The 23,252-nt window shown below is 55.7% G+C and carries 23 protein-coding genes and 1 tRNA gene; 14 read left to right on the forward strand and 10 right to left on the reverse strand.

Features of this window, described 5'->3' with window-relative positions:
- The first annotated feature begins 159 nt into the window (after positions 1-159).
- From OS189_RS09855 to OS189_RS09865, 3 genes are all read left to right on the forward strand, one after another.
- Positions 160-1,656, forward strand: coding sequence for a malonate--CoA ligase (locus OS189_RS09855; RefSeq protein WP_267167146.1), 1,497 nt, complete (start codon positions 160-162; stop codon positions 1,654-1,656).
- Positions 1,653-2,918 (forward strand): glycerate kinase type-2 family protein, encoded by a 1,266-nt coding sequence (locus OS189_RS09860; RefSeq protein WP_416237472.1) that lies wholly within the window; start codon positions 1,653-1,655, stop codon positions 2,916-2,918. The genes OS189_RS09855 and OS189_RS09860 overlap by 4 nt, the downstream gene beginning before the upstream one ends.
- 273 nt (positions 2,919-3,191) lie before the next feature.
- Positions 3,192-4,985, forward strand: a complete 1,794-nt coding sequence (locus OS189_RS09865; protein WP_267167147.1) for a LuxR C-terminal-related transcriptional regulator — start codon at positions 3,192-3,194, stop codon at positions 4,983-4,985.
- Between the two features lie 218 nt (positions 4,986-5,203).
- Here the strand turns inward: OS189_RS09865 and OS189_RS09870 are convergent.
- Both OS189_RS09870 and OS189_RS09875 read right to left on the reverse strand, forming a co-directional pair.
- Positions 5,204-5,279: transfer RNA gene (locus OS189_RS09870), tRNA-Ala, on the reverse strand.
- A 156-nt stretch (positions 5,280-5,435) separates the two neighbouring features.
- Positions 5,436-5,765, reverse strand: coding sequence for a TIGR02300 family protein (locus tag OS189_RS09875; RefSeq protein ID WP_267167148.1), 330 nt, complete (start codon positions 5,763-5,765; stop codon positions 5,436-5,438).
- Between the two features lie 109 nt (positions 5,766-5,874).
- Between OS189_RS09875 and OS189_RS09880 the strand changes: the two genes are divergently transcribed.
- The gene (locus tag OS189_RS09880; RefSeq protein ID WP_267167149.1) at positions 5,875-6,561 is read left to right on the forward strand and encodes a M48 family metallopeptidase; all 687 of its coding nucleotides are present in this window, start codon (positions 5,875-5,877) and stop codon (positions 6,559-6,561) included.
- Here OS189_RS09880 and OS189_RS09885 read toward each other — a convergent pair.
- Complete coding sequence (locus OS189_RS09885) at positions 6,558-6,872, reverse strand: DMT family transporter (RefSeq protein ID WP_267167150.1); 315 nt, start codon at positions 6,870-6,872, stop codon at positions 6,558-6,560. The genes OS189_RS09880 and OS189_RS09885 overlap by 4 nt on opposite strands.
- A gap of 123 nt (positions 6,873-6,995) precedes the next feature.
- On the opposite strand from OS189_RS09885, the gene OS189_RS09890 reads away from it, so the two are divergent.
- Positions 6,996-7,646 (forward strand): GntR family transcriptional regulator, encoded by a 651-nt coding sequence (locus OS189_RS09890; protein WP_267167151.1) that lies wholly within the window; start codon positions 6,996-6,998, stop codon positions 7,644-7,646.
- A gap of 54 nt (positions 7,647-7,700) precedes the next feature.
- Here the strand turns inward: OS189_RS09890 and OS189_RS09895 are convergent, their stop codons facing one another.
- A complete protein-coding gene (locus tag OS189_RS09895; RefSeq protein WP_267167152.1) occupies positions 7,701-8,663 on the reverse strand; it encodes an acetyl-CoA carboxylase carboxyltransferase subunit alpha in 963 nt (320 codons plus the stop codon).
- Positions 8,664-8,765: 102 nt separating this feature from the next.
- Here OS189_RS09895 and OS189_RS09900 point away from each other — a divergent pair, with 102 nt between their 5' ends.
- Positions 8,766-9,203: a hypothetical protein gene (locus tag OS189_RS09900; RefSeq protein ID WP_267167153.1), complete on the forward strand. Its 438-nt coding sequence runs from the start codon at positions 8,766-8,768 to the stop codon at positions 9,201-9,203.
- Here OS189_RS09900 and OS189_RS09905 read toward each other — a convergent pair whose 3' ends face one another.
- The gene (locus OS189_RS09905) at positions 9,204-9,797 is read right to left on the reverse strand and encodes a LysE family translocator (RefSeq protein ID WP_267167154.1); all 594 of its coding nucleotides are present in this window, start codon (positions 9,795-9,797) and stop codon (positions 9,204-9,206) included.
- 72 nt (positions 9,798-9,869) lie between these two features.
- Between OS189_RS09905 and OS189_RS09910 the strand changes: the two genes are divergently transcribed.
- A complete protein-coding gene (locus OS189_RS09910; RefSeq protein WP_267167155.1) occupies positions 9,870-10,322 on the forward strand; it encodes an Lrp/AsnC family transcriptional regulator in 453 nt (150 codons plus the stop codon).
- 32 nt (positions 10,323-10,354) lie between these two features.
- On the opposite strand, the gene OS189_RS09915 is transcribed toward OS189_RS09910, so the two are convergent.
- A complete protein-coding gene (locus OS189_RS09915; RefSeq protein WP_267167156.1) occupies positions 10,355-11,314 on the reverse strand; it encodes an L-malyl-CoA/beta-methylmalyl-CoA lyase in 960 nt (319 codons plus the stop codon).
- A 246-nt stretch (positions 11,315-11,560) separates the two neighbouring features.
- Between OS189_RS09915 and dgcN the strand changes: the two genes are divergently transcribed.
- The 3 genes from dgcN to OS189_RS09930 all read left to right on the forward strand — a co-directional run bounded on the left by dgcN (position 11,561) and on the right by OS189_RS09930 (position 14,502).
- The gene (gene dgcN / locus OS189_RS09920) at positions 11,561-12,562 is read left to right on the forward strand and encodes an N-acetyltransferase DgcN (RefSeq protein ID WP_267167157.1); all 1,002 of its coding nucleotides are present in this window, start codon (positions 11,561-11,563) and stop codon (positions 12,560-12,562) included.
- 109 nt (positions 12,563-12,671) lie between these two features.
- Positions 12,672-13,637, forward strand: a complete 966-nt coding sequence (gene dgcA / locus OS189_RS09925; protein WP_267167158.1) for an N-acetyl-D-Glu racemase DgcA — start codon at positions 12,672-12,674, stop codon at positions 13,635-13,637.
- A 4-nt stretch (positions 13,638-13,641) separates the two neighbouring features.
- The gene (locus OS189_RS09930) at positions 13,642-14,502 is read left to right on the forward strand and encodes a D-amino-acid transaminase (protein ID WP_267167159.1); all 861 of its coding nucleotides are present in this window, start codon (positions 13,642-13,644) and stop codon (positions 14,500-14,502) included.
- A 49-nt stretch (positions 14,503-14,551) separates the two neighbouring features.
- Here the strand turns inward: OS189_RS09930 and OS189_RS09935 are convergent, their stop codons facing one another.
- Together OS189_RS09935 and OS189_RS09940 are read right to left on the reverse strand one after the other, a co-directional pair.
- A complete protein-coding gene (locus tag OS189_RS09935; RefSeq protein ID WP_267167160.1) occupies positions 14,552-15,430 on the reverse strand; it encodes a calcium-binding protein in 879 nt (292 codons plus the stop codon).
- A 118-nt stretch (positions 15,431-15,548) separates the two neighbouring features.
- The gene (locus OS189_RS09940) at positions 15,549-15,866 is read right to left on the reverse strand and encodes a DUF1244 domain-containing protein (RefSeq protein ID WP_267167161.1); all 318 of its coding nucleotides are present in this window, start codon (positions 15,864-15,866) and stop codon (positions 15,549-15,551) included.
- Between the two features lie 196 nt (positions 15,867-16,062).
- Here OS189_RS09940 and pyk point away from each other — a divergent pair, with 196 nt between their 5' ends.
- Together pyk and OS189_RS09950 are read left to right on the forward strand one after the other, a co-directional pair.
- Entirely contained in the window at positions 16,063-17,508 is a 1,446-nt protein-coding gene (gene pyk, locus OS189_RS09945; protein ID WP_267167162.1) for a pyruvate kinase, read from the forward strand.
- Positions 17,509-17,540: 32 nt separating this feature from the next.
- Complete coding sequence (locus tag OS189_RS09950; RefSeq protein WP_267167163.1) at positions 17,541-17,765, forward strand: hypothetical protein; 225 nt, start codon at positions 17,541-17,543, stop codon at positions 17,763-17,765.
- Between the two features lie 18 nt (positions 17,766-17,783).
- Here the strand turns inward: OS189_RS09950 and OS189_RS09955 are convergent, their stop codons facing one another.
- Both OS189_RS09955 and OS189_RS09960 read right to left on the reverse strand, forming a co-directional pair.
- Entirely contained in the window at positions 17,784-19,406 is a 1,623-nt protein-coding gene (locus OS189_RS09955; RefSeq protein WP_267167164.1) for a calcium-binding protein, read from the reverse strand.
- Between the two features lie 18 nt (positions 19,407-19,424).
- Positions 19,425-21,053, reverse strand: a complete 1,629-nt coding sequence (locus OS189_RS09960) for a calcium-binding protein (protein ID WP_267167165.1) — start codon at positions 21,051-21,053, stop codon at positions 19,425-19,427.
- Positions 21,054-21,350: 297 nt separating this feature from the next.
- Here OS189_RS09960 and rpmI point away from each other — a divergent pair, with 297 nt between their 5' ends.
- Positions 21,351-21,551: a 50S ribosomal protein L35 gene (rpmI, locus tag OS189_RS09965; protein ID WP_267167166.1), complete on the forward strand. Its 201-nt coding sequence runs from the start codon at positions 21,351-21,353 to the stop codon at positions 21,549-21,551.
- 11 nt (positions 21,552-21,562) lie between these two features.
- Positions 21,563-21,928, forward strand: a complete 366-nt coding sequence (gene rplT / locus OS189_RS09970; RefSeq protein WP_267167167.1) for a 50S ribosomal protein L20 — start codon at positions 21,563-21,565, stop codon at positions 21,926-21,928.
- Positions 21,929-23,252: the final 1,324 nt, after the last annotated feature.

Here is a 23,252-nt window from a genome sequence, read left to right on the forward strand (position 1 = left end):
GCCTGCCCCTAAAGGGTCGCGGGGTGTTTGTACACGGGCGATTTAGCGCAGGCCGGTCTGTGCTGTGCGCAGGGCAGTTGCGCGCGCGATCTGACAACTGGTTATTTTCACGGGCGTTTTGCTGCGTTACGGTGCGTGAAACGATACAAAGGTCCACCCATGAATAACCCGCTTTATGATACGATGTTTGCGCCCTACGCAGATAAGGACACAACATTTTTACACCTGCCTGATGGTGGTGTCATAACCCATGCTGCCTTTGTGCGTCGCGCGGCGCAACTGGCGCACAGCTTGTGCGCCTACGGCGTTCAGACCGGAGAGCGGGTGGCAGTGCAGGTTGAAAAATGCCCCGATATGCTGGCGCTGTATGCTGCATGCGTGCAGTTGGGTGCAATTTTCCTGCCGCTCAACACGGCCTACACCGCTGCGGAGCTATCGTATTTTGTCGAAGACAGCGGTGCGGTCCTGCTGGTCGCTGACCCTGCGCGTACAGAGGAGTTGGCCCCTGTAGCGGATGCCGCCGGCGCGGCATTTGCGACATTGAGCGCAAGCGGTGGCAGCCTGAGCGATGACGCAGACGCCAGGCCGCATGTGTTCGAGACTGTGGCGCGCAGCGAGGATGATCTTGCCGCGTTTCTGTATACCTCGGGCACAACAGGGCGTTCCAAGGGGGCAATGCTGACGCAGAAAAACCTGATCAGTAATGCGGTGACCCTGACCGAGCTGTGGCATTTCACTAAAGATGACGTGCTGCTGCACGCCTTGCCTATTTTTCACACCCACGGTCTGTTTGTCGCAACCAATGTGATGCTGGTCGCAGGGGGTGCAATGGTGTTTTTGCCCAAGCTGGACATCGACCAGTTGATAAACTGGATGCCGCGCGCCACGTCGATGATGGGTGTGCCGACATTCTATACGCGTTTGCTGGACGATGCGCGGTTTGACAGTGATCTGGCCGCGAATATGCGGCTGTTTATTTCCGGTTCGGCGCCATTGCTGGCTGATACGCATGTGGCGTTTGAAGAACGCACCGGACACCGCATACTGGAACGCTACGGCATGACCGAAACAAATATGAACACATCCAACCCGTATGCCGGGGCGCGGATTGCGGGAACTGTGGGTCTGCCCCTGCCTGACGTAAAACTGCGGATTGCCGATGCGAACGGAGCAGAGCTGCCGCGCGGCGAAACGGGGGTAGTTGAAGTGCGCGGTCCCAATGTTTTTGCCGGATATTGGAACATGCCGGAGAAAACGGCAGAGGAAATGCGCGCAGACGGTTTTTTCATCACCGGTGATCTGGGCGTGCAGGATACGCAAGGGTACGTGACAATCGTGGGTCGGGGCAAGGATCTGATCATTTCAGGTGGATACAACATTTACCCCAAAGAACTTGAGCTGTTGTTGGACGGGCAGAATGGCGTGCTGGAAAGTGCTGTGATCGGTGTGCCGCATGCTGACTTGGGAGAGGTGCCGCTAGCGGTTCTGGTGCCGCAGTCAGGCGCGCAGATTGACCTTGAGGCAATAAAGACGGCCATGGCCGAGGGGCTGGCCCGCTACAAGCAACCACGCGAATACCGCGTGATTGACGAATTGCCGCGCAACACCATGGGCAAGGTGCAGAAGGTAGCGTTGCGCGCTGAATTCGGATCGTGATTGATCCGGTTAAACAGGCGTTTCTTACATCGCTTTTTGATGCGGCGGTAACCGCAGCCGATGCGCGTGCAGCGCTTGCGCCGAATTTGCCCGAACGTCCCGAAGGACGCACCGTGGTCGTGGGCGCAGGCAAAGGTGCCGCCCAACTGGCCGCCGCGTTTGAGGATTTGTGGGACGGGCCGGTCGAGGGGGTGGTCGTCACCCGCTATGGGTATAGCTGCCCGACGCGCCACATCAGGGTGATGGAGGCCGCGCATCCGGTGCCCGATGCCGCAGGTCTGGCGGCGAGCGAGGCGCTGTTTGCGGCTGTGGCCGGATTGGGGCCGGATGATCTGGTGGTCGCGTTGATCTGTGGTGGCGGGTCATCCCTGTTGCCCTCCCCGCCGGAGGGGATGACATTGGCAGATGAACAGGCCCTGAACGAAGCGTTGTTGGCATCCGGTGCGCCGATTGGTGTAATGAATGCGATCCGCAAACATGCAAGCGGTATCAAAGGGGGGCGGTTGGCTGCTGCCGCGCATCCGGCAAAAGTGGTCAGCCTGGTTGTGTCTGATGTGCCCGGAGATGATCCGGCGCAGGTCGCATCCGGTCCGACGGTGCCGGACGGCGTGACATTGGAAGATGCCCGGCGTCTGATCAAATTGCGCGGACTGGATTTGCCGCCTCAAATTGTCTCTCGCATGACGAATGCGCCGATGCCTGACGATCCGGTCTTTGCAGGCAACGAGGTAAATGTAATCGCCTCTGCGCGGATATCGCTGGAGGCTGCCGCGCAAAAGGCCCAATCGGCGGGTATTCCTGCGGTGATCCTGTCAGACGCGATTGAGGGGGAGGCCGAGGTGATCGGCCAGATGCACGGCGCAATAGCACGCGAAGTTGTAGCGCATGGACGGCCCTTCAAAGCGCCGGTTGTGATCCTGTCGGGTGGTGAGACAACAGTTACCTTGCGCCACAAAGATGGCCGTGGCGGACGCAACACGGCCTTTCTGCTGGCCTTTGCGCAGGCAATTGAAGACGTCACAGGCATCACGGCACTTGCTGCGGATACAGACGGGATCGACGGATCAGAGGATAACGCAGGTGGATTCGCGGATACAAATACAGCTGCTTTGATGCGCGGTGCGGGTGTTGACCCAGCCGATGCGTTGCAGCGCAACAATGCGTGGGGCGCGTTTGATGCGGTAAACGCACTTTTTGTAACCGGGCCTACAGGGACAAACGTAAATGACTTCCGTGCGATTTTGATTGAACCAACCGACTGATATGCACGCGGCAAGACATACCGTTTTGAGGATCTAAATTAATGGCTGAAATGGCAGCGTAAACAAACACTCACTGTCACCCACTCTGAGCCAATTGAGGTTTTAGGGAAAGTTATTTGAAACTGTATTCCATATCGAGGTGTAAAGGGAAATTAGCAGCACTTTGGGTTTGATTTCAGACAAGATCTTCCTTTTCAAATTCTCCATACGTCCGCTTGTTGACCCGACGACAGTCTGACGGTTACGCTGGGCTCTACAAAGGGTGGATGTTTTATGAGTGACGACACGCGCCCCGGCCTCAGCTCTGCGGAAATCGTGGAGCAGCTTTATGATATCGCACTTGATCCGGGCTCGCTCGACCGGTTTATCGAAGTCTGGATGGATGCCGGATTTGAAGATCAGGATGTCAGACGGCAACTGGAGAGGATAAATTCTTTTGATGAAAGTTTTGCCGCCCATCTGGCACGTGCAGAAACGTTTCTAAGCCGGAACATTGCAGATGATGAACCTGTCGCTTTGGGGGCAGCATTGCGCAGCGCACTGGAGCCATTTGAAACATCGGCGGCGATGGTGCTGGATGAAAACCTAACGATTGTGACCTGCAACGCAGGTGCGCGTGAACAGTTGAACGTGAGCGAAGGCGGCACGCTGGCAGCGCTCGCGTTGACGCAAGATATGCTGGTGCAGTTTCAGGGGTCACTTCGTCAGTTGCTTGAGGGCGCGACCCGTCCTGACAAATTGCTGAGCCTTGAGATGGGGGCCGCGCAGCGACCCGTATTGATACATATCCGACGATTGCATCGGCGTGATGCGGATGGCGGCCCGATGCTGCTGGTGGTGACAACCCTGTTTCACTGGCAGCCTGCCTTGGGAGAGACGCTGGAAGAGGCATTTGGCCTCACCGGTGCCGAGCAAGGCGTGGTTCGTGCACTTATTGAAGGCGCAGATACAAAGGCAATTGCAACCGCACGCGGCACTTCTGAAGGAACAGTGCGCAGCCAGATTAAATCAATCCTGTCAAAGATGAATGCACACTCCCAGACGGAGGTAATCCGGCTGGTGATGTCGCTGCGTGATGTCATCGCCACGCCAACAGAGGATCGCGCCCGTCTGCCACGTGCGCCGGTTGCCGTATCTGCCAACTGGCTGGAGGCCGAAGTGTGGAAGCCGTTCAAAACGGTGGTCCTGCCAGATGGGCGTTTGATGGACTATCATGATCAGGGGCCTGTTGATGGCACGCCGGTTCTTTACAGTCACATGGGATACGTTCAGGCGCGCTGGACAGCGGATATGTTGCGTCTCGCGTACAAGCACAACTTGCGGATTATTTGCCCTATTCGTGCAGGTTACGGCCAAAGCGACGATCTGGCACCTGATGCAGATGTCATCGAGGCAATTCGCGGGGATACGGTGTTTCTACTGGATCACCTTGGCATCGCGCGTTTGCCGTATGTGCCCCAGGGAAATGATTTTATCTGGGCTGTTGATTTGGCCAACCATCATCCTGACCGCGTGAGCGAGATTATCGGAATCGGGATGCGTCCGTTTCTGGAGGGCAGCGCGCATTATCGAGGTATGTCGAAATGGCACAGTTTCTTCCTGTCGACCGCGCAATATGCACCGCATCTTCTGTATTTTACCGTAAAGGCGGCGATTGCGATGGCCCGCCGCGTCGGTGTCGAAAAAATGTTGCGCAAGTTGAACGGCAGTTCACCCGCCGATGTTGCGTTGCTTGCGCGGCCCGAAATGTACGAGGTGCTTTTTGCAAATTCGCAACTTATGACAGGTAAGGATACTGATATCACACAGATTTTCGTGATGGAGGTTCTGGTGACCGAGAATGACTGGTCGCATATGATTGACCAATGCAGACATATTCCGGTCCGTTCTTATAACGGGGCGGAAGATCCGTCTGTGAATGTTAGCACGCTGGAACTTTACAGGCAAAGATACCCCTGGATAGAATTTAACGTTCTGCCAGACGGCGGCCAGATGTTGATTTATCAGAAATACGAAATGTTAATTCCGATATTTGCACAGGCGGCTCAAAGAGCGGCTTTGAATTGAAACCTGTTAGGGAAGACATGTTGCCAGCAGGTGGCACCGCTTCACGCGGTACAAATAATATTTCATAAAGGTTCAATCGTGCGAAATCTTGTAGATGACGGACTAGGATCACACCGAATTGACGGGCATCCAAAAATCGACTGGTGAAAAAAAGTGCTGGGCGAAAGACGAACAGCCAGCGGACTGTCATCTAAAAAACTTCCACTGCGTATGAGGTTTGGTGGAGCATAGCGGGATCGAACCGCTGACCTCCTGCATGCCATGCAGGCGCTCTCCCAGCTGAGCTAATGCCCCATATTACGCAAGCGTAAATGGTATCCCGTTAGGGACCTGAGGTGTGGCCTGAAAAGAGGCCGGTAGTTGCGCCCTGTTGAGGGGGGCGATGCGCCGTGTACTAGGCACAAGCGACGGCGGGATCAAGCGAAAAATGCATCACCCGCCGTTCGCGCATTAGCTGTCGTCGTCTTCAGACGCGACGTCCGCAATCTCTTCGAGCGGCACTGTATCATCATCGTCTTCATCGTCGTCTAGCAAATCGTCGTCCAGATCTACGTCTACATCATCGTCATCGACCAGATCATCGTCATCCTTGACCTCGGCGACCTTGGCTTTTGTTGTCGCTGCATCGGCTTCGTCAGCAGCGATCATACGCGATTTAGAATCGTCAACCGTCACTTCTTCGCCCGTGTACGGGCTGATGATCGGCGACTTGTTAAGATCGTAGAAACGCTTGCCCGTGGTGGGGCACAGGCGCTTGGTTCCCCATTCTTCGTTGGGCATGTATTTCCCCTTTGATACTTGGTGTTGTGTCTAGATGATTCAGGTCAATTGCCATATGCAAAGGATGCTGTCCAGCCCAAAGCCCCTTCCCTGATCTCAAGAGCGCCCCATGTCTGATCCCCATATACTTGGAAATCCGCCTATTCCCCTGATCCTGCGGCGATCTGCACGGGCAAAGCGGATTTCGCTGCGCATCAGCCAGTTGGATGGACGCGTCACGCTCACCATGCCGAAACGCCTGGCAGAGCGTGAAGCGATGGATTTTGCCCGCAGCAAGGAATCATGGATTCGCAAACACCTTGAAGCCCGTGGGGAGGATGTCGTGGTAGGGGAGGGGACCGAACTGCCGCTGGGTGGCCGGATGTACCGGGTTTCTGCTGGCGTTGGCAAACGGGTGCAAATAACACCCGATGGTATCTTTGTGCCCGGACCGACAGAGCGGATCGGCAAACGGCTGTGTGCCCATCTTAAGGAATTGGCGCGCGACAGATTGGCAGGGGCCAGTGATGATTACGCAGCACGGCTCGGACGCAGCTATGCACGGTTGTCGCTGCGGGATACACGCTCGCGGTGGGGGTCATGCACGTCTGATGGCGGGTTGATGTATTCATGGCGGCTGATCATGGCACCGCCCGAGGTGCTGGATTACGTCGCCGCCCACGAGGTAGCGCATCTGGTGCAGATGAATCATTCTTCCGCATTCTGGGCCGAAGTCACCCGCATTTATGGCGATTATGCTGCGCCGCGCAGTTGGTTGCGCAGCCACGGCAGCACGCTGCACCGCTACAAGTTCTAGGCGAATTTCAATGCGGCAATTCCCGCCGCGACAAGTGCGATGCCAGCAAGGCGCAGCGGTGTGATTTCGTCCCCGAACATCGCAATCCCCAGCAGCGCCGCGCCGATCGCACCGATCCCGACCCAGACAACGTAGGCTGTGCCCAGCGGCAGGTCTTTCATGGCAAGGGCCAGCAGCCAGAAGCTGATGAATGCGGCCACACCTGTCACGATGCTGGGGCCGGTATTTGAAAACCCGTCGGATGCTTTCATTGCGCCTGCCCAAACCACTTCGAACAGACCGGCGATGACTAAAAGAATCCATGCATTCATTTTGTGTCCTTTCAGCGGGGCGATACAGCTGGGCTTATTGATACGTCAGGTTTTTATGGTTTGGCGAGGCGTCCCACTTTTATCCTGCCTTGACGCGCCCGATTTTTGTGATCACAAGTTCGTATGACCCTTACCGCACGCCCAATTGACCCCGCCCCATTGGCGCATGACCGTGTCTATCGCCAGCTTCGACTGCGCATTATGCATGGTGATATGCCTCCCGGACATGCGCTAACCTTGCGTGGTATCGGTGCAGAGTACCGCGTTTCAATGACGCCAGCGCGAGAGGCGGCGCGGCGGCTGGTGGCCGAAGGTGCGTTGACGATGTCCAATTCCGGCCGCATCGCAACGCCTGCACTTAGCAATGACCGGATCGAAGAACTTGCGGCGTTGCGCGCGCTGATCGAGGTCGAGCTTGCATCACGCGCCCTGCCGCGTGCGCATCTGGCGCTGATCGAGCGGTTGCAGAACATCAACGCAAAGGTGGCAGATGCCGTCGCCCAGCGGGATGCTGTGAGCTACATCCGCACAAATCTGGAGTTCCACCGCACGTTGTATCTGCGCGCCCAGGCCCCTGCGATGCTGGCGATGGCAGAAACGGTCTGGCTGCAAATGGGCCCGACGATGAGCGCACTTTACGGCCGCCTGCGACGAACCGAGCCACCGCAGTTTCACAGGCTGATCATTGCCGCCCTGCGTGCAGGCGACGAGCCGGGATTGCGGCTGGCGGTGCGGTCTGACGTAACGCAAGGGTTGCGGATGCTGGCAAGCTGAACGCGAGGCGCGGCAATAGATTTCACATACCGCCACGCCTGCTGCCGTGTGCCGTTAGGCTGCCAAGCCTCTGTCGCCCATATCCAGATATTTCTCGCGGCGGTCTTTCACCAGTTCCTTAGGGCTTTTGCCTTCGAGGGATTTTAGCAATTCCGCAATTGCATCCGAAACAGCGGCGATGGCCGACTGGGGGTCGCGGTGCGCGCCGCCTTTGGGTTCGGGAATGATGCGGTCGTTTACGCCCAGTTGTGTCAGGTCTTGTGCGGTCAGGCGCAATGCCTCGGCCGCTTCGCGCATTTTCTCCGCATCTTTCCACAGAATGGATGCACAGCCTTCGGGAGAGATGACCGAATAGACAGAGTGCTCCAGCATCGCCACGCGGTTTGCTGTTGCAAACGCCACAGCACCGCCAGAGCCACCTTCGCCAATGATCACGCTGACCAACGGTACACCGATTTCCAGACATTTCTGGGTTGCGCGCGCAATTGCTTCGGACTGGCCGCGCTCTTCTGCGCCTTTGCCGGGGTAGGCGCCGGGGGTGTCGACTAAGGTGATTACCGGCAAGCCAAAGCGGTGGGCCATATCCATCAGACGAACGGCCTTGCGATAGCCCTCAGGGCGGGCCATGCCGAAATTCCGCTCGATCCGTGATTTGGTGTCGTTGCCTTTTTCATGGCCGATCACCATCACAGGCATGTCGTTGAACCGTGCAAGACCACCCATGACCGCGTGATCATCGGCGAAATTTCTGTCACCGGCCAACGGGGTATATTCTGTAAACAGCGCTTCGATGTAGTCTTTGCAGTGGGGGCGGTCGGGGTGGCGCGCAACCTGACATTTGCGCCACGGTGTCAGGTTTTTGTATAAATCATCCAGCATTTTGGCCGCTTTTACGTCGAGCGCCTTTGCCTCGGCTGTCATATCGGTTCCGGGATCGCGCCGCGCCATTGCGCGTAGTTCTTCGGCCTTACCCTCTATTTCGGCAAGGGGTTTTTCGAAGTCCATATACTGGGTCATTGCATGCTCCGCACTGATTATCGCCCTTATATGGCTGTCAATTCGCAGGTTTGCAACGCATCGCAACAGCGTTAACCGTGTCACGCAACAAGGAGCGCTGTAATGAAGAAAATTTGCCTGACACTTTTGATGCTTTTGCTGGTGCCGCAGATTGTCATGGCCCAATCGGTCCGGTTTGGCGATGACACCAGTGAATGGGCGGATGACGGCGAATGTGACGATAGACGGTTTCGCGGCTCCATGATGGCATCGGGACTGGATAAAGACGATACAGGCCATGACGCAACAGATTGTAAAAGCAGCTATAATCTGGGTGAATTGAAGGTTTGGAATTTCAAACAGGCGCGTGCCGCGACGCAATGTGACAAGATCAACTTTGGCGATGATAAATCGGATTGGCCAAGGGACGGAATGTGTGACGATTACCGTTTTGAAGGGCCGGGTGCGGACAGCGTGGTTCTGAAATCGGATATCGGCCACGACGCAACGGACTGCCGCAAGCTCTGCAATGCCGGCAAGATTGCGCTGCGTGACTACTGATCAGATTTGCAGCACCGGATATAGTGATGCAACCAGTAGCGCGGCCATTGTCCAATTATAGATACGCAGGCGGCGCGGATTGGTCAGGATGCGCTGCATCTGTTGACCTGCGACTGTCCACATAGACACCGAGGGCAGATTGACGAGCGCGAACAGCAGAGCGGCAACGGCAAGCCAGACCATCGCGGAATCGCCAACGTAGACAGTGATTGCTGTCAGGGCCATTGCCCATGCTTTTGGATTGACCCACTGGAATGCAGCCGCCTGTAGGAACGTCATTGGCGTCCCGGACTCCGCGCTTTTTGTGACAGGTGCGGCGTTTGCAATTTTCCACGCAAGCCAGAGCATATAGAGGACGCTTGCGATTTTCAGGACGTCATAGATGACGGGGAACTTGTCAAATATCCGCACCAATCCGCTGCCCACCGCAAACACCATCACCATGAAGCCGATGGAAATCCCCAGCATGTGCGGGATAGAGCGGAGGAACCCGAAGTTGGCACCCGATGCCATCAGCATCAGGTTATTCGGCCCCGGTGTGGCGGAGCTGACGAATGCAAAAACGGCGAGGGCGGTGAGTGTTTCAAAATTCATGGCGCAATATTTAGTTAGATAATGACGAATGAAATTGCTAATATTGAGGAGATTGTAATAGATTAGCAATTTATGACTGGTATTGATAGTAAATCCGAGCAGATATTGCGTGAACTTGTGCGCGATGGCCGGATCAGTAATCTGGAATTGGCGGATCGTGTGGGCCTGTCACCTTCGGCGTGTTTGCGGCGTGTGCAGGATTTGGAGCGGCGCGGCGTCATCAAGGGCTACCGCGCAGTACTGGACCGCACCGCGATGGGGGCGGGGTTTGTCGCCTACATCGGCGTAGGGCTCAGCAATCACACCAAAGCATCGCAAGAAGCGTTCGAGCGGGCCATCGCGCGTGCGCCGGAAGTGCGGGAGTGCCATAACATCACCGGCACCATTGAATATCTATTGCGGATCGAATGTGCAGATCTGCCAGATTACAAACGGTTTCACACAGATCATCTGGGCGCGTTGCCGCAAGTGGCGACAATTACTTCGTATGTGGTGATGGGCTCGCCAAAGGACGAGCGAGCCTGACTGTCTCCGCAATGGAAACAGTCAGGCATTGTTTACATCGCGGCAATCATATCCGACTGGCGTACAATCACTTCGGCTTGCTTGATTGATGCGATATCGACAAGACGGCCTTTGTAGACGGTTGCGCCCTCACCGTTGGCTTTGGCGGTTTCCATCGCGGCCAGAATTTCACGCGCCTCTGCTACGGCTTCGTCGGAGGGTGTGAATACCTCGTTGCTGATGGCGATCTGTTTGGGGTGGATCGCCCATTTGCCAACCATCCCTAGCGTGGCGGAACGGCGTGCCTGTGCGCGGCAGCCTTCATCGTCAGAGAAGTCGCCAAAGGGGCCATCAACGGGCAGGATGCCATGGGTGCGGCAGGCCGCAACAATCGCGGTTTGTGCCCAATGCCATGGATCGGACCAGTATTTTGCCCCCTCATGCAGCATGTAGTAGTTTTCCTGCGTACCGCCGATGCCGGTGGTCTGCATGCCCATGGAGGCGGCGAAATCAGCGGCGCCAAGGCTCATCGCCTCGAGACGGGGGGACGAGGCTGCGATTTCCTCAACGTGGGCGATGCCCGCTGCGCTTTCGATGATCACTTCCAGCGCGATACGCTTTTTGCGCCCCTTGGCGGCTTCGATCGCGGTGACCAATGCATCAACGGCGTAAACGTCAGCTGCGCAACCGACCTTGGGGATCATAATCATGTCAAGACGTTCAGAGGTCTGCTCAAGCAAGTCGACGACATCGCGATACCAGTAAGGCGTATCGAGGCTGTTGATCCGAACTGAAATGGTTTTGTTGCCCCACTCCACCGTGTTGATCGCTTCAATCACGTTGGCGCGCGCCATGTCTTTGTCGTTGGGCGCGACGCTGTCTTCGAGATCAAGGTTGATGACATCCGCCTCCGATGCTGCCATTTTGGCGAACAATTTGCAGTTCGAACCGGGGCCGAACAACTGGCACCGGTTGGGGCGGGCCGGTGCGGTGGGTTGGATGCGAAAACTCATGTCAGGTGATCCTCTAGGGTTATAAAGTGTCGTGTAGCTGCCTGTCTGAGCTATAAAATTGCGCGCAAATCTGCAAGCTTATTTCGCAACTGCAGCAAAGGGTGGTTATGCAAAATATGTGCGCATCCCGAGTCATTAACAGGACAATCTTGCACAGAATTGCAGCATGGCCGCCAATCCGAGATTGATTTGCGTCTGTTTTGCGTCAATCTGTGCAAAACCTGTACCAATGCGGAGAATCGACCCATGATCCAAACCCCATATCTGCTTTTTCTGGGCGATGCGCCTGATCAACTGTCTGCAAAAGTTGCGCAAGGTATCAAAGACTGGCGCCCTGATAACGCTGTCGGCCAATTGCGTATGGAGGGGTGCAAGGCAGATGTCGGCCTTGAGGATATGACGCTGGCACAGGCAAAAGCGGCGGGGGCGAAAACGCTGGTGATCGGTGTGGCCAACCGTGGGGGCTATATCTCGCAGGCGTGGAAGGATGTTTTGATCGCGGCACTGGAGATGGGGTATGATCTGGCCTCTGGGCTGCATAATCTGCTGAGCGAGGAAGAAGATCTGGTCAAAGCCGCCGCGCAGCACAAGCAGGCGCTGCATGATGTGCGCATCCCGACAGTGGAATACCCCATTGCGAGCGGTGTTAAACGCACCGGCAAGCGTGTGCTGGCTGTCGGTACCGATTGCTCTGTCGGCAAGATGTACACCGCCTTGGCGCTGGATCAGGCAATGCGCGCACGCGGCATGAAAAGCACCTTTCGCGCAACAGGCCAGACAGGGATATTGATCACCGGAGAAGGTGTCCCGCTGGATGCGGTTGTTGCGGATTTCATGGCAGGTTCAATCGAGCACCTGACGCCCGATAACGAGCCGGATCACTGGGACGTGATCGAAGGGCAGGGTAGTCTGTTCCACGTCAGTTATTCCGGCGTGACGATGGCGTTGGTGCATGGCGGACAGCCGGACGCTTTGATCATCTGCCACGAGCCGACCCGCCCGCACATGCGGGGCTTGCCCGATTACAAGGTGCCGCGGATGGAAGATATCCGTGATGTCGCGCTGACACTTGCGCGTGTCGCAAACCCTGACTGCAAGGTTGTCGGCATTGCGGTGAACACGCAACATATGTCCGAGGATGAGGCGCAGGCTTATCTGACGAAGGTCGAAAGCGAAATGGGACTGCCTGCGGTGGATCCGTTCCGCCACGGTGCCGAGCGTTTGGCGGAGGCGCTGGCCGAACTTTGAACGGTGCGCGCGCTAATGCTGCGGGATTGAGTTTAAGGAAAAAATGAAGAAAACAGGTCCGCGTGGGGTCATTGGATAATGCGCGGGCCGTACGGGAGCGGGGAAAGTTATGCAGATAGAGGTCAAAGCGGACGTATTTCGCTTGGCGCAGGTTTTTACGATTTCGCGCGGGTCGCGAACCGAAGCCAAGGTGCTGACAGTGCGTATTGCCGACGGCGGCGTGTTTGGTATGGGTGAGTGCGTGCCCTATACGCGGTATGGTGAAACGTTGGAGTCTGTCACCGCGCAGATTGAAAGCCTGAAGGGCGATTTGATGCGCGCGACGCTGCACGATCTGTTGCCGGCAGGGGCGGCGCGCAATGCTGTCGATTGTGCATTGTGGGATCTGGAAGCAAAGCGCACGGGTACGCCTGCGTGGCAATTGGCAGGGCTTGCGCCGCTTACGCCACAGATTACCGCATATACGCTGTCTTTGGATACGCCGGAAAAGATGCGGGAACAGGCAGCGGAACATGCCTTTCGCCCGTTGTTAAAGATCAAGCTGGGAACGCCTGATGATATGCCGCGTCTGGAAGCGGTGCGTGCAGGGGCGCCCGATAGCACTATTATTGTGGACGCGAATGAAGGATGGACAGCCGAAGTTTACGCCGATCTTGCGCCGCATCTGGTGCGGTTAGGCGTCGCATTGGTGGAGCAGCCGTTGCCTGCGGGGGAGGACGATGCCCTGATCGGGATGCAGCGTCCGGTGCCGGTATGTGCGGATGAAAGCTGTCATGACCGCGAAAGCCTTGCCGGATTGAAAGGCAAATATGATGTTGTGAACATCAAGTTGGATAAATCAGGCGGTTTGACCGAAGCGCTGGCCCTGCGCGACGCGGCGCTGCGGGAAGGCTATGACGTGATGGTAGGCTGTATGGTTGGATCATCGCTGGCGATGGCACCTGCGATGCTGGTTGCGCAAGGTGCAAAGATTGTTGACCTTGACGGGCCGCTTCTGCTGGCCGAAGACCGCGCGACACCTTTGATTTTTGACGAGGCTGGCGTGCATCCACCCAGCCGTGAGCTTTGGGGATAAGACCATGCGGACAGTATATGTAAACGGCGCGTATTTGCCGGAGAACGAGGCGAGCATATCGATCTTCGATCGCGGGTTTCTGATGGCGGATGGCGTTTACGAGGTCACGTCGGTGCTGGATGGCAAGTTGATTGATTTTGACGGTCACGCTGTGCGGCTTGCGCGCTCGCTGGATGAATTGGAAATGCGTAACCCCGTCAGCAAGGACGACCTGCTGGAGATACACCGCGAGTTGGTGCGGTTGAACGGGATTGAAGAGGGCCTGATTTATCTGCAAATTACGCGCGGGTCTGACGGAGATCGTGATTTTGCCTTTCCCGACCCCGAAACGACCGAGCCTACGGTTGTACTGTTCACGCAGAACAAGCCGAGTATGGCAGACAGCCCTGCCGCCAAGCGTGGCGCGAAGGTAATCAGCATTGACGACATTCGCTGGGGCCGCCGTGATATCAAGACGGTGCAGTTGTTGTATCCGTCGATGGGTAAGATGATAGCGAAAAAGGCGGGTTGTGATGACGCCTGGATGGTTGAAGATGGTTTTGTAACCGAGGGAACGTCGAACAACGCCTATATCGTGAAGGGCAACCGGATTATCACGCGGCATCTGGGGAATGAAATTCTGCACGGAATTACCCGCGCCGCTGTGTTGCGCATGGCGCGCGAGGCGCAGATGGAGGTTGAGGAGCGCTCCTTCACCATTGAGGAAGCGCAGCAGGCGGATGAGGCATTTACCACCTCTGCCAGCGCGTTTGTAATGCCTGTCGTCGAGATCGACGGTGTTACACTGGGAGAAGGCTTGCCCGGGAAGGTGGCGATGCGTCTGCGCGAGATTTATCTGGACGAGATGCGTAAAACGGCTGTTTGAAATTTCAATGCGCCAGCGTGTTGAAAACGCTGGCGCATTCTTATCCCGTCTATGCTGTTAGTGCTGTGTTGATAAACGGAATGTCGCGGGCAGCGAGCCCTTCAAGCATCGCAACGGGCTCTCCGTTGACGTAGGCGAACACGGCAGTATCTGCCGCGTTTGCGCGGAAGTCGACGTCGGGCTGATTGTTTGTGCCGTCCAATTGCACCACTGTAAACACGTCATCGTTTACATCGAAATCGGTGAGAATTGCGGTGCCGCCAATCACCTCGGGATCGTGATTGAGGATGAAGTCGTCCTCGCCTTCGCCGCCGGTCAGTGTATCGCTGCCGTCGCCCAGCAAACGATCATCACCATTGCCACCGCTGAGGCTGTCTGAGGTGCCGCGTTCCGCAATTGTGCCAAAGCCGCGGTCATCGCCTATGCCATCAAGTGCATAAATTGTGTCGTTGCCGTCTTCGCCCAACAGGGTGTTGCTGCCGGTTACATCGGTGATCGCATCATTGCCTGCGCCGCCCCAGATCGTATCATCACCATGATCCTCGGTGGTGCCGAACAAAACATCGGCGATATCGTCACCATCGCCCAGCCGGATGGCATCATCACCTGTGCCGCCCTGTACGTGATCATCGCCCTCTTGCCCGTACAGTTCATCGTCGCCTGCGCCACCATAGATAGTGTCGTTGCCGTCTTGTCCCTGCAGGGTATCGTTACCCGCACCGCCAGACATGGTGTTGTCGCTTTCATCGCCCATCATCAGATTTGCTGCGGCATCGCCAATCAAATCGGGCATGTTTGTTTCGCGTGGTGGGATCTCGCTGTCTTCATTGGTGGCGTCATTTTCAGTATCTGAAAAATCGTCCTCCGTCTGGGACAAGCCGAACGACAAGCCGAGGCCAAGAATAGAAAGGAGAACAAATGGTAGCATGATACATGACCTCAATAAAATTATTCAGGTCACGTATCGTTTGGAATTAAGGCAATAATATTAGCGGGTTGTGGCGATTCTGGGATGTCACTCCGCTATGCTGGGGTGGTCTGCCTGATCAGGCTTTGCCAACGTTTTCATCAAATGCTACGGTAAAAGCCTCTTTCTGGGCATCGCTTGCTTCGGTTTGGTATTTGTCTTTCCATTCATCCATCGTCATGCCGTAAAATAATTCGCGTGCTTCGATCTTGCCGAGCTCGACTCCGCGCTCAGCGGCGGCTTCCTGATACCAGCGTGCCAAACAATTGCGGCAAAACCCTGCGAGGTTCATCATGTCGATGTTTTGCACATCTTTGCGGTCTTGCATCAGGTGTTTTTGCAGGCGACGGAACGCGGCGGCCTGAAGTTCAATCTCTTGTTGGCTATGCTCGGTCATGTCGACTCCTTTTCTGGTTGAACTATAGATGGGCGCGAAGGTGAGGGCGGTCAAGCTGTTGTGAATTGTCGGATTGTCATGGGAATGAAACAGTTTTCGGGTTCAAGTCGGGAAAGGCAAACGGTATGCGTTTGATAACGGTGTGTATGACTGCCAGTGCCGGCAGGACTGCGCGTGGCAAAAGGAGCGACCTGAAATGAGACGCCAACGAAACGTAAAGATATTGGCCACGCTGGGACCCGCATCGGATACGCACGACATGATCAAGCAACTGCATCAAGCCGGTGCGGATGTGTTCCGGCTGAACATGAGCCATGGCAGCCATGATGAAATTCGCGCCAAACACGCTGCAATTCGGGCCGTAGAGGAAGAACTGGGTTCTACCATCGGGATACTGGCCGATTTGCAGGGGCCGAAACTGCGCGTAGGCGTGTTTTCCGGCGATAGCGAAGAACTGGTCGAAGGGGGCAGTTTCCGGCTTGATCTGGATGAGACCGAGGGAACATCAGAGCGAGTGTGCTTGCCACACCCGGAAATTTTCGAGGTATTGAAGGAGGGCGCGACGCTGCTGGTCAATGACGGGAAAATCCGGCTGCGGGTAAAGTCCTGCGGTGCCGATTTTGCCGAATGTGAGGTGGTGACGGGAGGTGTAATCTCCAACCGCAAGGGGGTGAACGTGCCGGATGTGGTGCTTCCCTTGGCTGCGCTGAGCGAGAAAGACCGCGCCGATCTGGAGTTTGTCTGCGACCTTGGCGTTGACTGGCTTGCGCTCAGCTTTGTGCAGCGGCCCGAGGATGTGGACGATGCGCGCTTGCTGTGTAACGGGCGCGCGGCGATCCTGTCGAAAATCGAAAAGCCTTCGGCGGTAGAGCGGTTTGACGATATTCTGGCGGTCAGTGACGGCATCATGGTGGCGCGCGGTGATCTGGGCGTGGAATTGCCTGTATCTGCCGTACCACCAATCCAGAAACGGCTGGTGCGCCGGTGTCGCGCAGTAGGCAAACCCGTGATCGTTGCCACTCAGATGCTGGAAAGCATGATCGAAAGCCCGATGCCGACCCGTGCGGAAGTCTCTGATGTGGCCACAGCGATTTATGAAGGCGCGGATGCGGTTATGCTGTCAGCGGAATCAGCGGCAGGAAGCTATCCGATCGAAGCGGTGAAGACGATGGACGATGTCGCCGTCGAGGTGGAGCGTGATCCGACCTACACCCAGATCATCGAAGCATCGCGCACAGCCTCACGTTCGGGGATTGCCGATGCCATGGTTGCCGCCGCGCGCGAGATTGCGGAAACAACCGACATTAAGGCGATTTGCTGCTTTACGCATTCCGGCACAACTGCCCTGCTGACTGCGCGGGAAAGACCGCGTGTGCCGATCATTGCGTTGACCCCTCTGAAAGGCACGGCGCGGCGGCTAGCGCTGAGCTGGGGCGTAAATTGTGTGATCACAGAAGAGATGGACCGTTTCAAAAAGGCGGTCGTCAGTGCCGTTCGCGCAGCACGTGGAGAAGGATTTGCCGCAGAGGAAGATTTTGTTGTGGTCATAGCGGGCGTGCCGTTCAATGTGCCCGGCAGCACCAATATCCTGCGTGTGGCGCCCTGCGATGAACGTTTGATTTTCGCCTCTGATCCGGAGTAAAGTCACACCAGTGTGATCTGGAGGGAACAACGATGGATACCGATCTGGCGCTGGTTTTGGGCATCATCATCGCGGCTCTATCGATACCGTCGATCCTGTCTGCTCTTTCCGATCGCCGCGCGCCGCGCGCATCTGCGATAACAATCCTGATCGCAGGAGGATTGATTGTCTTTGCCATGCAGGGCAAAGCTGGGGGCTACAAGATGGAACAGTTGCCGGATGTGTTTGTGGATGTTGTTGCGCGCTACATGCCATAGCGCGCAACGGGTGATTTATCAGATCGGGCTAAGATCGAAGAGGATCGGCGCAACGGGGCCGTCTTCTTCGGCGGGAAGACGCAGCAGAATCTTGGTAAGATCGGCGTGGTTTTCAAAGGTGAAGAAGTTCTGGAACCAACCCTCGTCCGTTGTAATGCCAAGTTGGAAGTCGCGCGTTGAAACGCCATTTGCCGTATGTTCCATGGTGTAGCGGATTGCGAACGCATCGCGATCAAACAGATCGCCGTTGATTACCAGAAAGTCGCCTTCGTCGTAGTTGTAATCGGTGATGTGCATTTCGTCATTGTATTCACCTGATACGAAAAAGCGGTCTTGCCCTGCGCCACCTGTTGCGATGTCACGGCCCACACCACCAAAGATGAAATCATCGCCGTCGCCACCATCTATCGTATCGCTTCCAAACCCGCCGGTCAGAATGTCATCGCCTCCACCGCCAAAGATGTAATCGCGTCCCGCACCAGCCAACACAGAATCGTTCCCGGCCTGTCCGGAAATCACGTCAGCGTAGTTGGTGCCCAGAATGGTATCGTTGCCCTCACCGGCTTCGATTCCAGCGCTACGGGGACCATCGTAAAACCGGTTATGTTTCTCTGCGTTCAGGAACGAGCCATCGATGTAATCATCACCGGACCCCGCGTCGATGGTGGATTTTCCCGTCCCGCCAAACCGGATGATATCATCCCCGCCGGAGGCGTTGACGAGGTTGTTGCCGTGGCCTGCATTGATCAGATCATTGCCGTCACCTTCGGTGCTGATAGTGTCATTCCCGTCACCGGAGCGGATCGTGTTGTGCCCTTCGCCCGCTGTGATGAGGTTGTTGCCGCCAAAAGCTTCGATCAGGTCATCGCCCGCTCCTGTAGCGACTACGTCATTGCCAGCGAGGGCGTAGATTGTATTGTTCCCCGATCCCGAAGAAATCTCGTCGCCGAACGGGGTTCCGGTCAGCACATCATCTTGATCCGTACCAACCAGAGTTTCGCCTGCAATATCAACAGCGGCTTGTGCCTGCCCGTCGAGAAAACGGAATTGCAGAACGCCCTCAACGCCGGTGTTTCCAACTTTTGTGTCCAGTTCGTCGAAACGGCCAAGTCCGGCGCTCAAACGGCCCAAACCTTCAATTCCGGGTCCGAAAATGCCGATCCCAGGTATATAGTGCGATAGCGCATCCAGCGAATTATAACGAAAGATCATTTCGCTATCGCCATCGCCTAAATCCAGTATTTCCAACTGGAACGTATAACGCTGGTTGATGCTTCGGCTGTGATAGGAGGGCAGGTTGTTCCATGTTATGACAACGCTTTCGCGTTCTTCGTTCAAGTCAATAAATACGGCGTCCTGTTCGCCGGGACGGAAAGAGTAAGAGGGGCGCGAAAACAGATTGAAATTGGCGATGTTCACTGTCGCCGTTTGGTCAAGCGCAGAGCCAAAACTTACCTTCCCTTTTGTGCCTACAAACAAACTCTCGTAGGTTCCTGTACCCAGCTTGATACCGTCCTCAAAAATCGTTGTGATATCATACGGGCCTTCTTCGCGGTTATAGAAGTCGCGGGGCACCATCGTCTCTCCGAACGGCAATAGGGAATTGTCCGTCACAGAAGTGAATAGTGTGGGGTCTGCCATTGGAATCTCCTTATATGTCTAGATTTCGGTGAGGTCGAAAAGGATTGGCGCAACGGGGCCGTCTTCGGCGGCTGGAAGGCGCAGCAGAATCTGCGTCAGGTCGCTTTCGTTGCCGAAGGTGAACAGGTTCTGAAAGCGGCCTTCTTCAGTGGTCATGCCGAGTTCGATCCCGCGCACAGCGATACCATCGGCGGTCAATGCGGTCTGATAGCGCAATTCAAACGCGTCGCGCGCGTGAATGTCACCATCCATCACCAAAACATCCCCTTCGGCATAGTTGTAATCAGTGATGAACAGTTCATCGCGGAGTTCGCCCGAGTTGAAAAAGCGGTCTGCACCATCGCCGCCGGTGGCTGTGTCATTGCCCAGTGCGCCAAAGATAAAATCGTCGCCTGCGCCGCCTTCAATTACGTCATTGCCGGAACCTGCGGTCAGGATATCATCACCTGCGCCGCCAAAGATTTCGTCGCGCCCGCCACCGGCCAGCACACTGTCGTTGCCGTCTTGCGCCGCGATTATATCTTCCGAGCGTGTGCCGAGGATGGTGTCATTGCCGAGGCCGCCGGTAATATCCGAGGTCCGCGTGCCATAGTAGTAAACATCCGGATACACATCATCCAGAAAGCTGCCATCAATGTAATCATCACCGTTGCCGCCATCGACAGTACTCTGTCCGCTGTAGCCGAAGCGGATCACATCATCACCTGTGCCGCCGGACAGATCGTTGCTGCCGTGGCCGCCATTGATCAGGTCGTCTCCGTCACCACCGATAACGGTATCGCTCAAGTCGCTGGTGCGGATGGTGTCATCGCCCGCGCCACCATCGATTGAGGCACCATTTCTGTCGTTTGAGTAATAATAGTAATCATTTTTTGACGTGGTGATGTCGTCATTACCTTCACCACCCATGATTGTGTCCTGCCCGCCGCCGCCGATGATCGTGTCATCACCGCCTGCGCCGTCGATCAGATCAGCTAAGGTTCCGCCTCTCAGCACCTCAGCCACGTCCGTGCCGGTCACAGTCAGGCCAAACGGATCGCCGCTTGCGAGAAGGATCTGCTCCACCCCGGCAACGCCGGTGTTGCCGATCCGCGAATCCAGGTCAGACGTCGGGGTGTCCCTGCTTCTGACGTTAAGCACATTGTTCAGTTCGGCGCTGCCGTAATAAGAATTAATCTGGGAGTTATAGTAAGTATCGCCATTTGTATCAGCCCAACGCAGGATGATTTCCGCGTTGTCATCATTTCGGTCGATGATTTCAGCTTGAAAAGTCTGGCGTGGGCCGTCCGGACTCTGGCCGTAGATCAGGTTGTTCCACGTGACGACAATGCTGTCACGATCTTCGTTAATGTCGAAATACACGCCGGTATCGTCGTCGGCGTCTAGATTCTGCGGCATATACAGATTTGACATCATAGCTTCGAGGGTTCCTTGATGGAAACCGGCGGGACCGATAAGATTTATGTATCCGCGACCACCTATCGCGATTGACCCGATTTTGCTTTCACCGAAGCTCAGATTGTCCTCGAACACTGCGGTGATATCGATATTGGCAGTTTCTTGATACCGACCCAGAGAAAATCGCGTTTCGCCAAACTCCAGCAGGGTGTTGTCTGTAACAGGGGTGTAGGTGAGTTCATTTTCCATCGGGTCTGTCCTTTCTTGGCGTTGCGTTGTGGATGGCGGGGGCACTTGTTCATGCGGCGCGACAGGGCGGTAAGTGCCTCAACCGTCGCGCAAATAATCGTTAACATCTGTAATAAATTATTCAACACATTGGGTTGCGGTCTTGTCAACCATTGCGAGTATTTCGTTTGACCAGTGGCTTCAAAATCGGCTTGCCATACCGGTGATGCCGTCCTATACGCCAGTTTCAATCCCTGCGCGGCCGGCCTTGAGTGGCATGCCGAGTCGCGCTTTCACTGTAGACGACAGGAGACAGAAATGCCCAAGATGAAGACAAAGTCGAGCGCGAAGAAGCGCTTTAAGGTGTCGGCGACCGGAAAGGTCATCGCGAGCCAGGCTGGCAAACAGCACGGCATGATCAAGCGGAGCAACAAGTTTCTGCGCAACGCACGTGGCACAACCGTTTTGTGTGCTGCAGATGCCAAGATCGTTAAGGGCTTTATGCCCTATGACCGCTAAGGAGAGCTGATATGTCACGTACAAAAGGTGGTACAGTTACCCACGCCCGTCACCGCAAGGTCGTCAAAGCAGCAAAAGGTTATTATGGCCGCCGCAAGAACACCTTCAAGGTTGCACGTCAGGCCGTCGATAAGGCCAACCAGTACGCAACCCGCGACCGCAAGAACCGCAAGCGCAATTTCCGCGCATTGTGGATCCAGCGGATCAACGCTGCGGTTCGTATGCATGATGCGGAACTGACGTATTCACGCTTCATCAATGGCCTGAACATCGCCGGTATCGAAGTAGACCGCAAGGTTCTGGCCGATCTGGCTGTGAACGAACCTGATTCCTTCGCTGCAATCGTAAAGCAGGCACAGGCATCTCTGGCAGCCTGAAACGGTTAAGCGACACACGAATTTAGAAAAGCCGCTCTTTCAGGGCGGCTTTTTCTTTTGTGACGTGGGTCAGCAATGATCTCTGTGTGCGTTGGGCCAAACTTCAGCGATAAGCAGGGGATTGTGCTTGTTGCAGGTGAAAACCTCCATCTTTGGCTCGGTGTATACACCGGGGGTTCGCCCGCGTCTTGAACTTGAGCAGATGAACCGGAGAGTCAGCCAGATGGGGGCGGTAAATTTCGCGGAAGTGGGCGGTGTTTGAAATCGTCCGGCTTCATGCGTTAAAGTAGCAACTTGCAGCTGTATCGCAAACGGGATCCGCAGGTGCGAAGCTGCATTCTCGATATCAAATGATGTAACTTCAGAACGAGCAGCTGAATGAACTTGGCGCGATTGATCGATTATAGCCAATGTGACCCGTCTATGATGCTGAATATCGACGATTTGATAGAAGCATGCCAACGCAACATTGGATGGCCGGGCGTGTCCCGTCTGTTGCATTGCAATCGTGGCCGTTTATTGCCGGTTCTGGAAGGTGGGCGTGTCAATGTTTCCGCTTTTTATCACCGAACTGCGCCCGACCACTACCAGGGCGACATCACGCTGTCGTCCGCTGGCCCACTGCCTCTGCGTGATTCATCGATGGTGCATTATCTGAATTCCCGATGTTAGTAAGGCGATCGCGGATCATCATGCTCTTCCGCGCGACTGAGTACAAAACACAGCCTGCAGTGCCAGCAGACAGCATCACCAAATGGATAACACGAAAGCGGAGGAGCAGAGCAGCGGCTGAACTTGCAAGTATTCCCAGCCCCCGGACCACGCCTTTCCCGCGGCGCACAGGCCTTGCATGCAGGCGATCATGGATCTGTTAAATACCTGTTGCGTATGCTTTCTAAGATCAGTCGAAGGCCCGTTCGTAGGTGAAGAAAATATAAGGTGCGGTTTCACCATGCGTGATCGAAAATTTGATATTCATCAGGGCGGCTGATTGTCAGATCATCGCTTCTTGGTCGGTTAACAAAATTGGCGAGTCTTCATCTGTCAATAACCGGGTTAGGCCCTGTTCCCCCACAGTATGCTTAAGAACGCTCTTCAAGCGATGTGAATACATCATCGGTAGTATATCTGCCCTGATTGACCCGACGGGACCGTCTGCGGTTTAGGGTATTTTACTGTTCGACATTGTTGGGCTGCTACGCAGGTTCCAGCACGTTCTGAAGGATATCTTGCGCGCTATGCGGGTACGTCAATTATGGCTGCTGCGCAGGTGCCCCTATGGGTTGCGTTTGCGCGGGGTTCTGGTAGCACGATTGCACATTTT

Origin of the sequence: Sulfitobacter sp. F26169L (assembly GCF_026410285.1) — a bacterium.
In the GTDB taxonomy this organism is placed as follows: Bacteria; Pseudomonadota; Alphaproteobacteria; order Rhodobacterales; family Rhodobacteraceae; genus Sulfitobacter.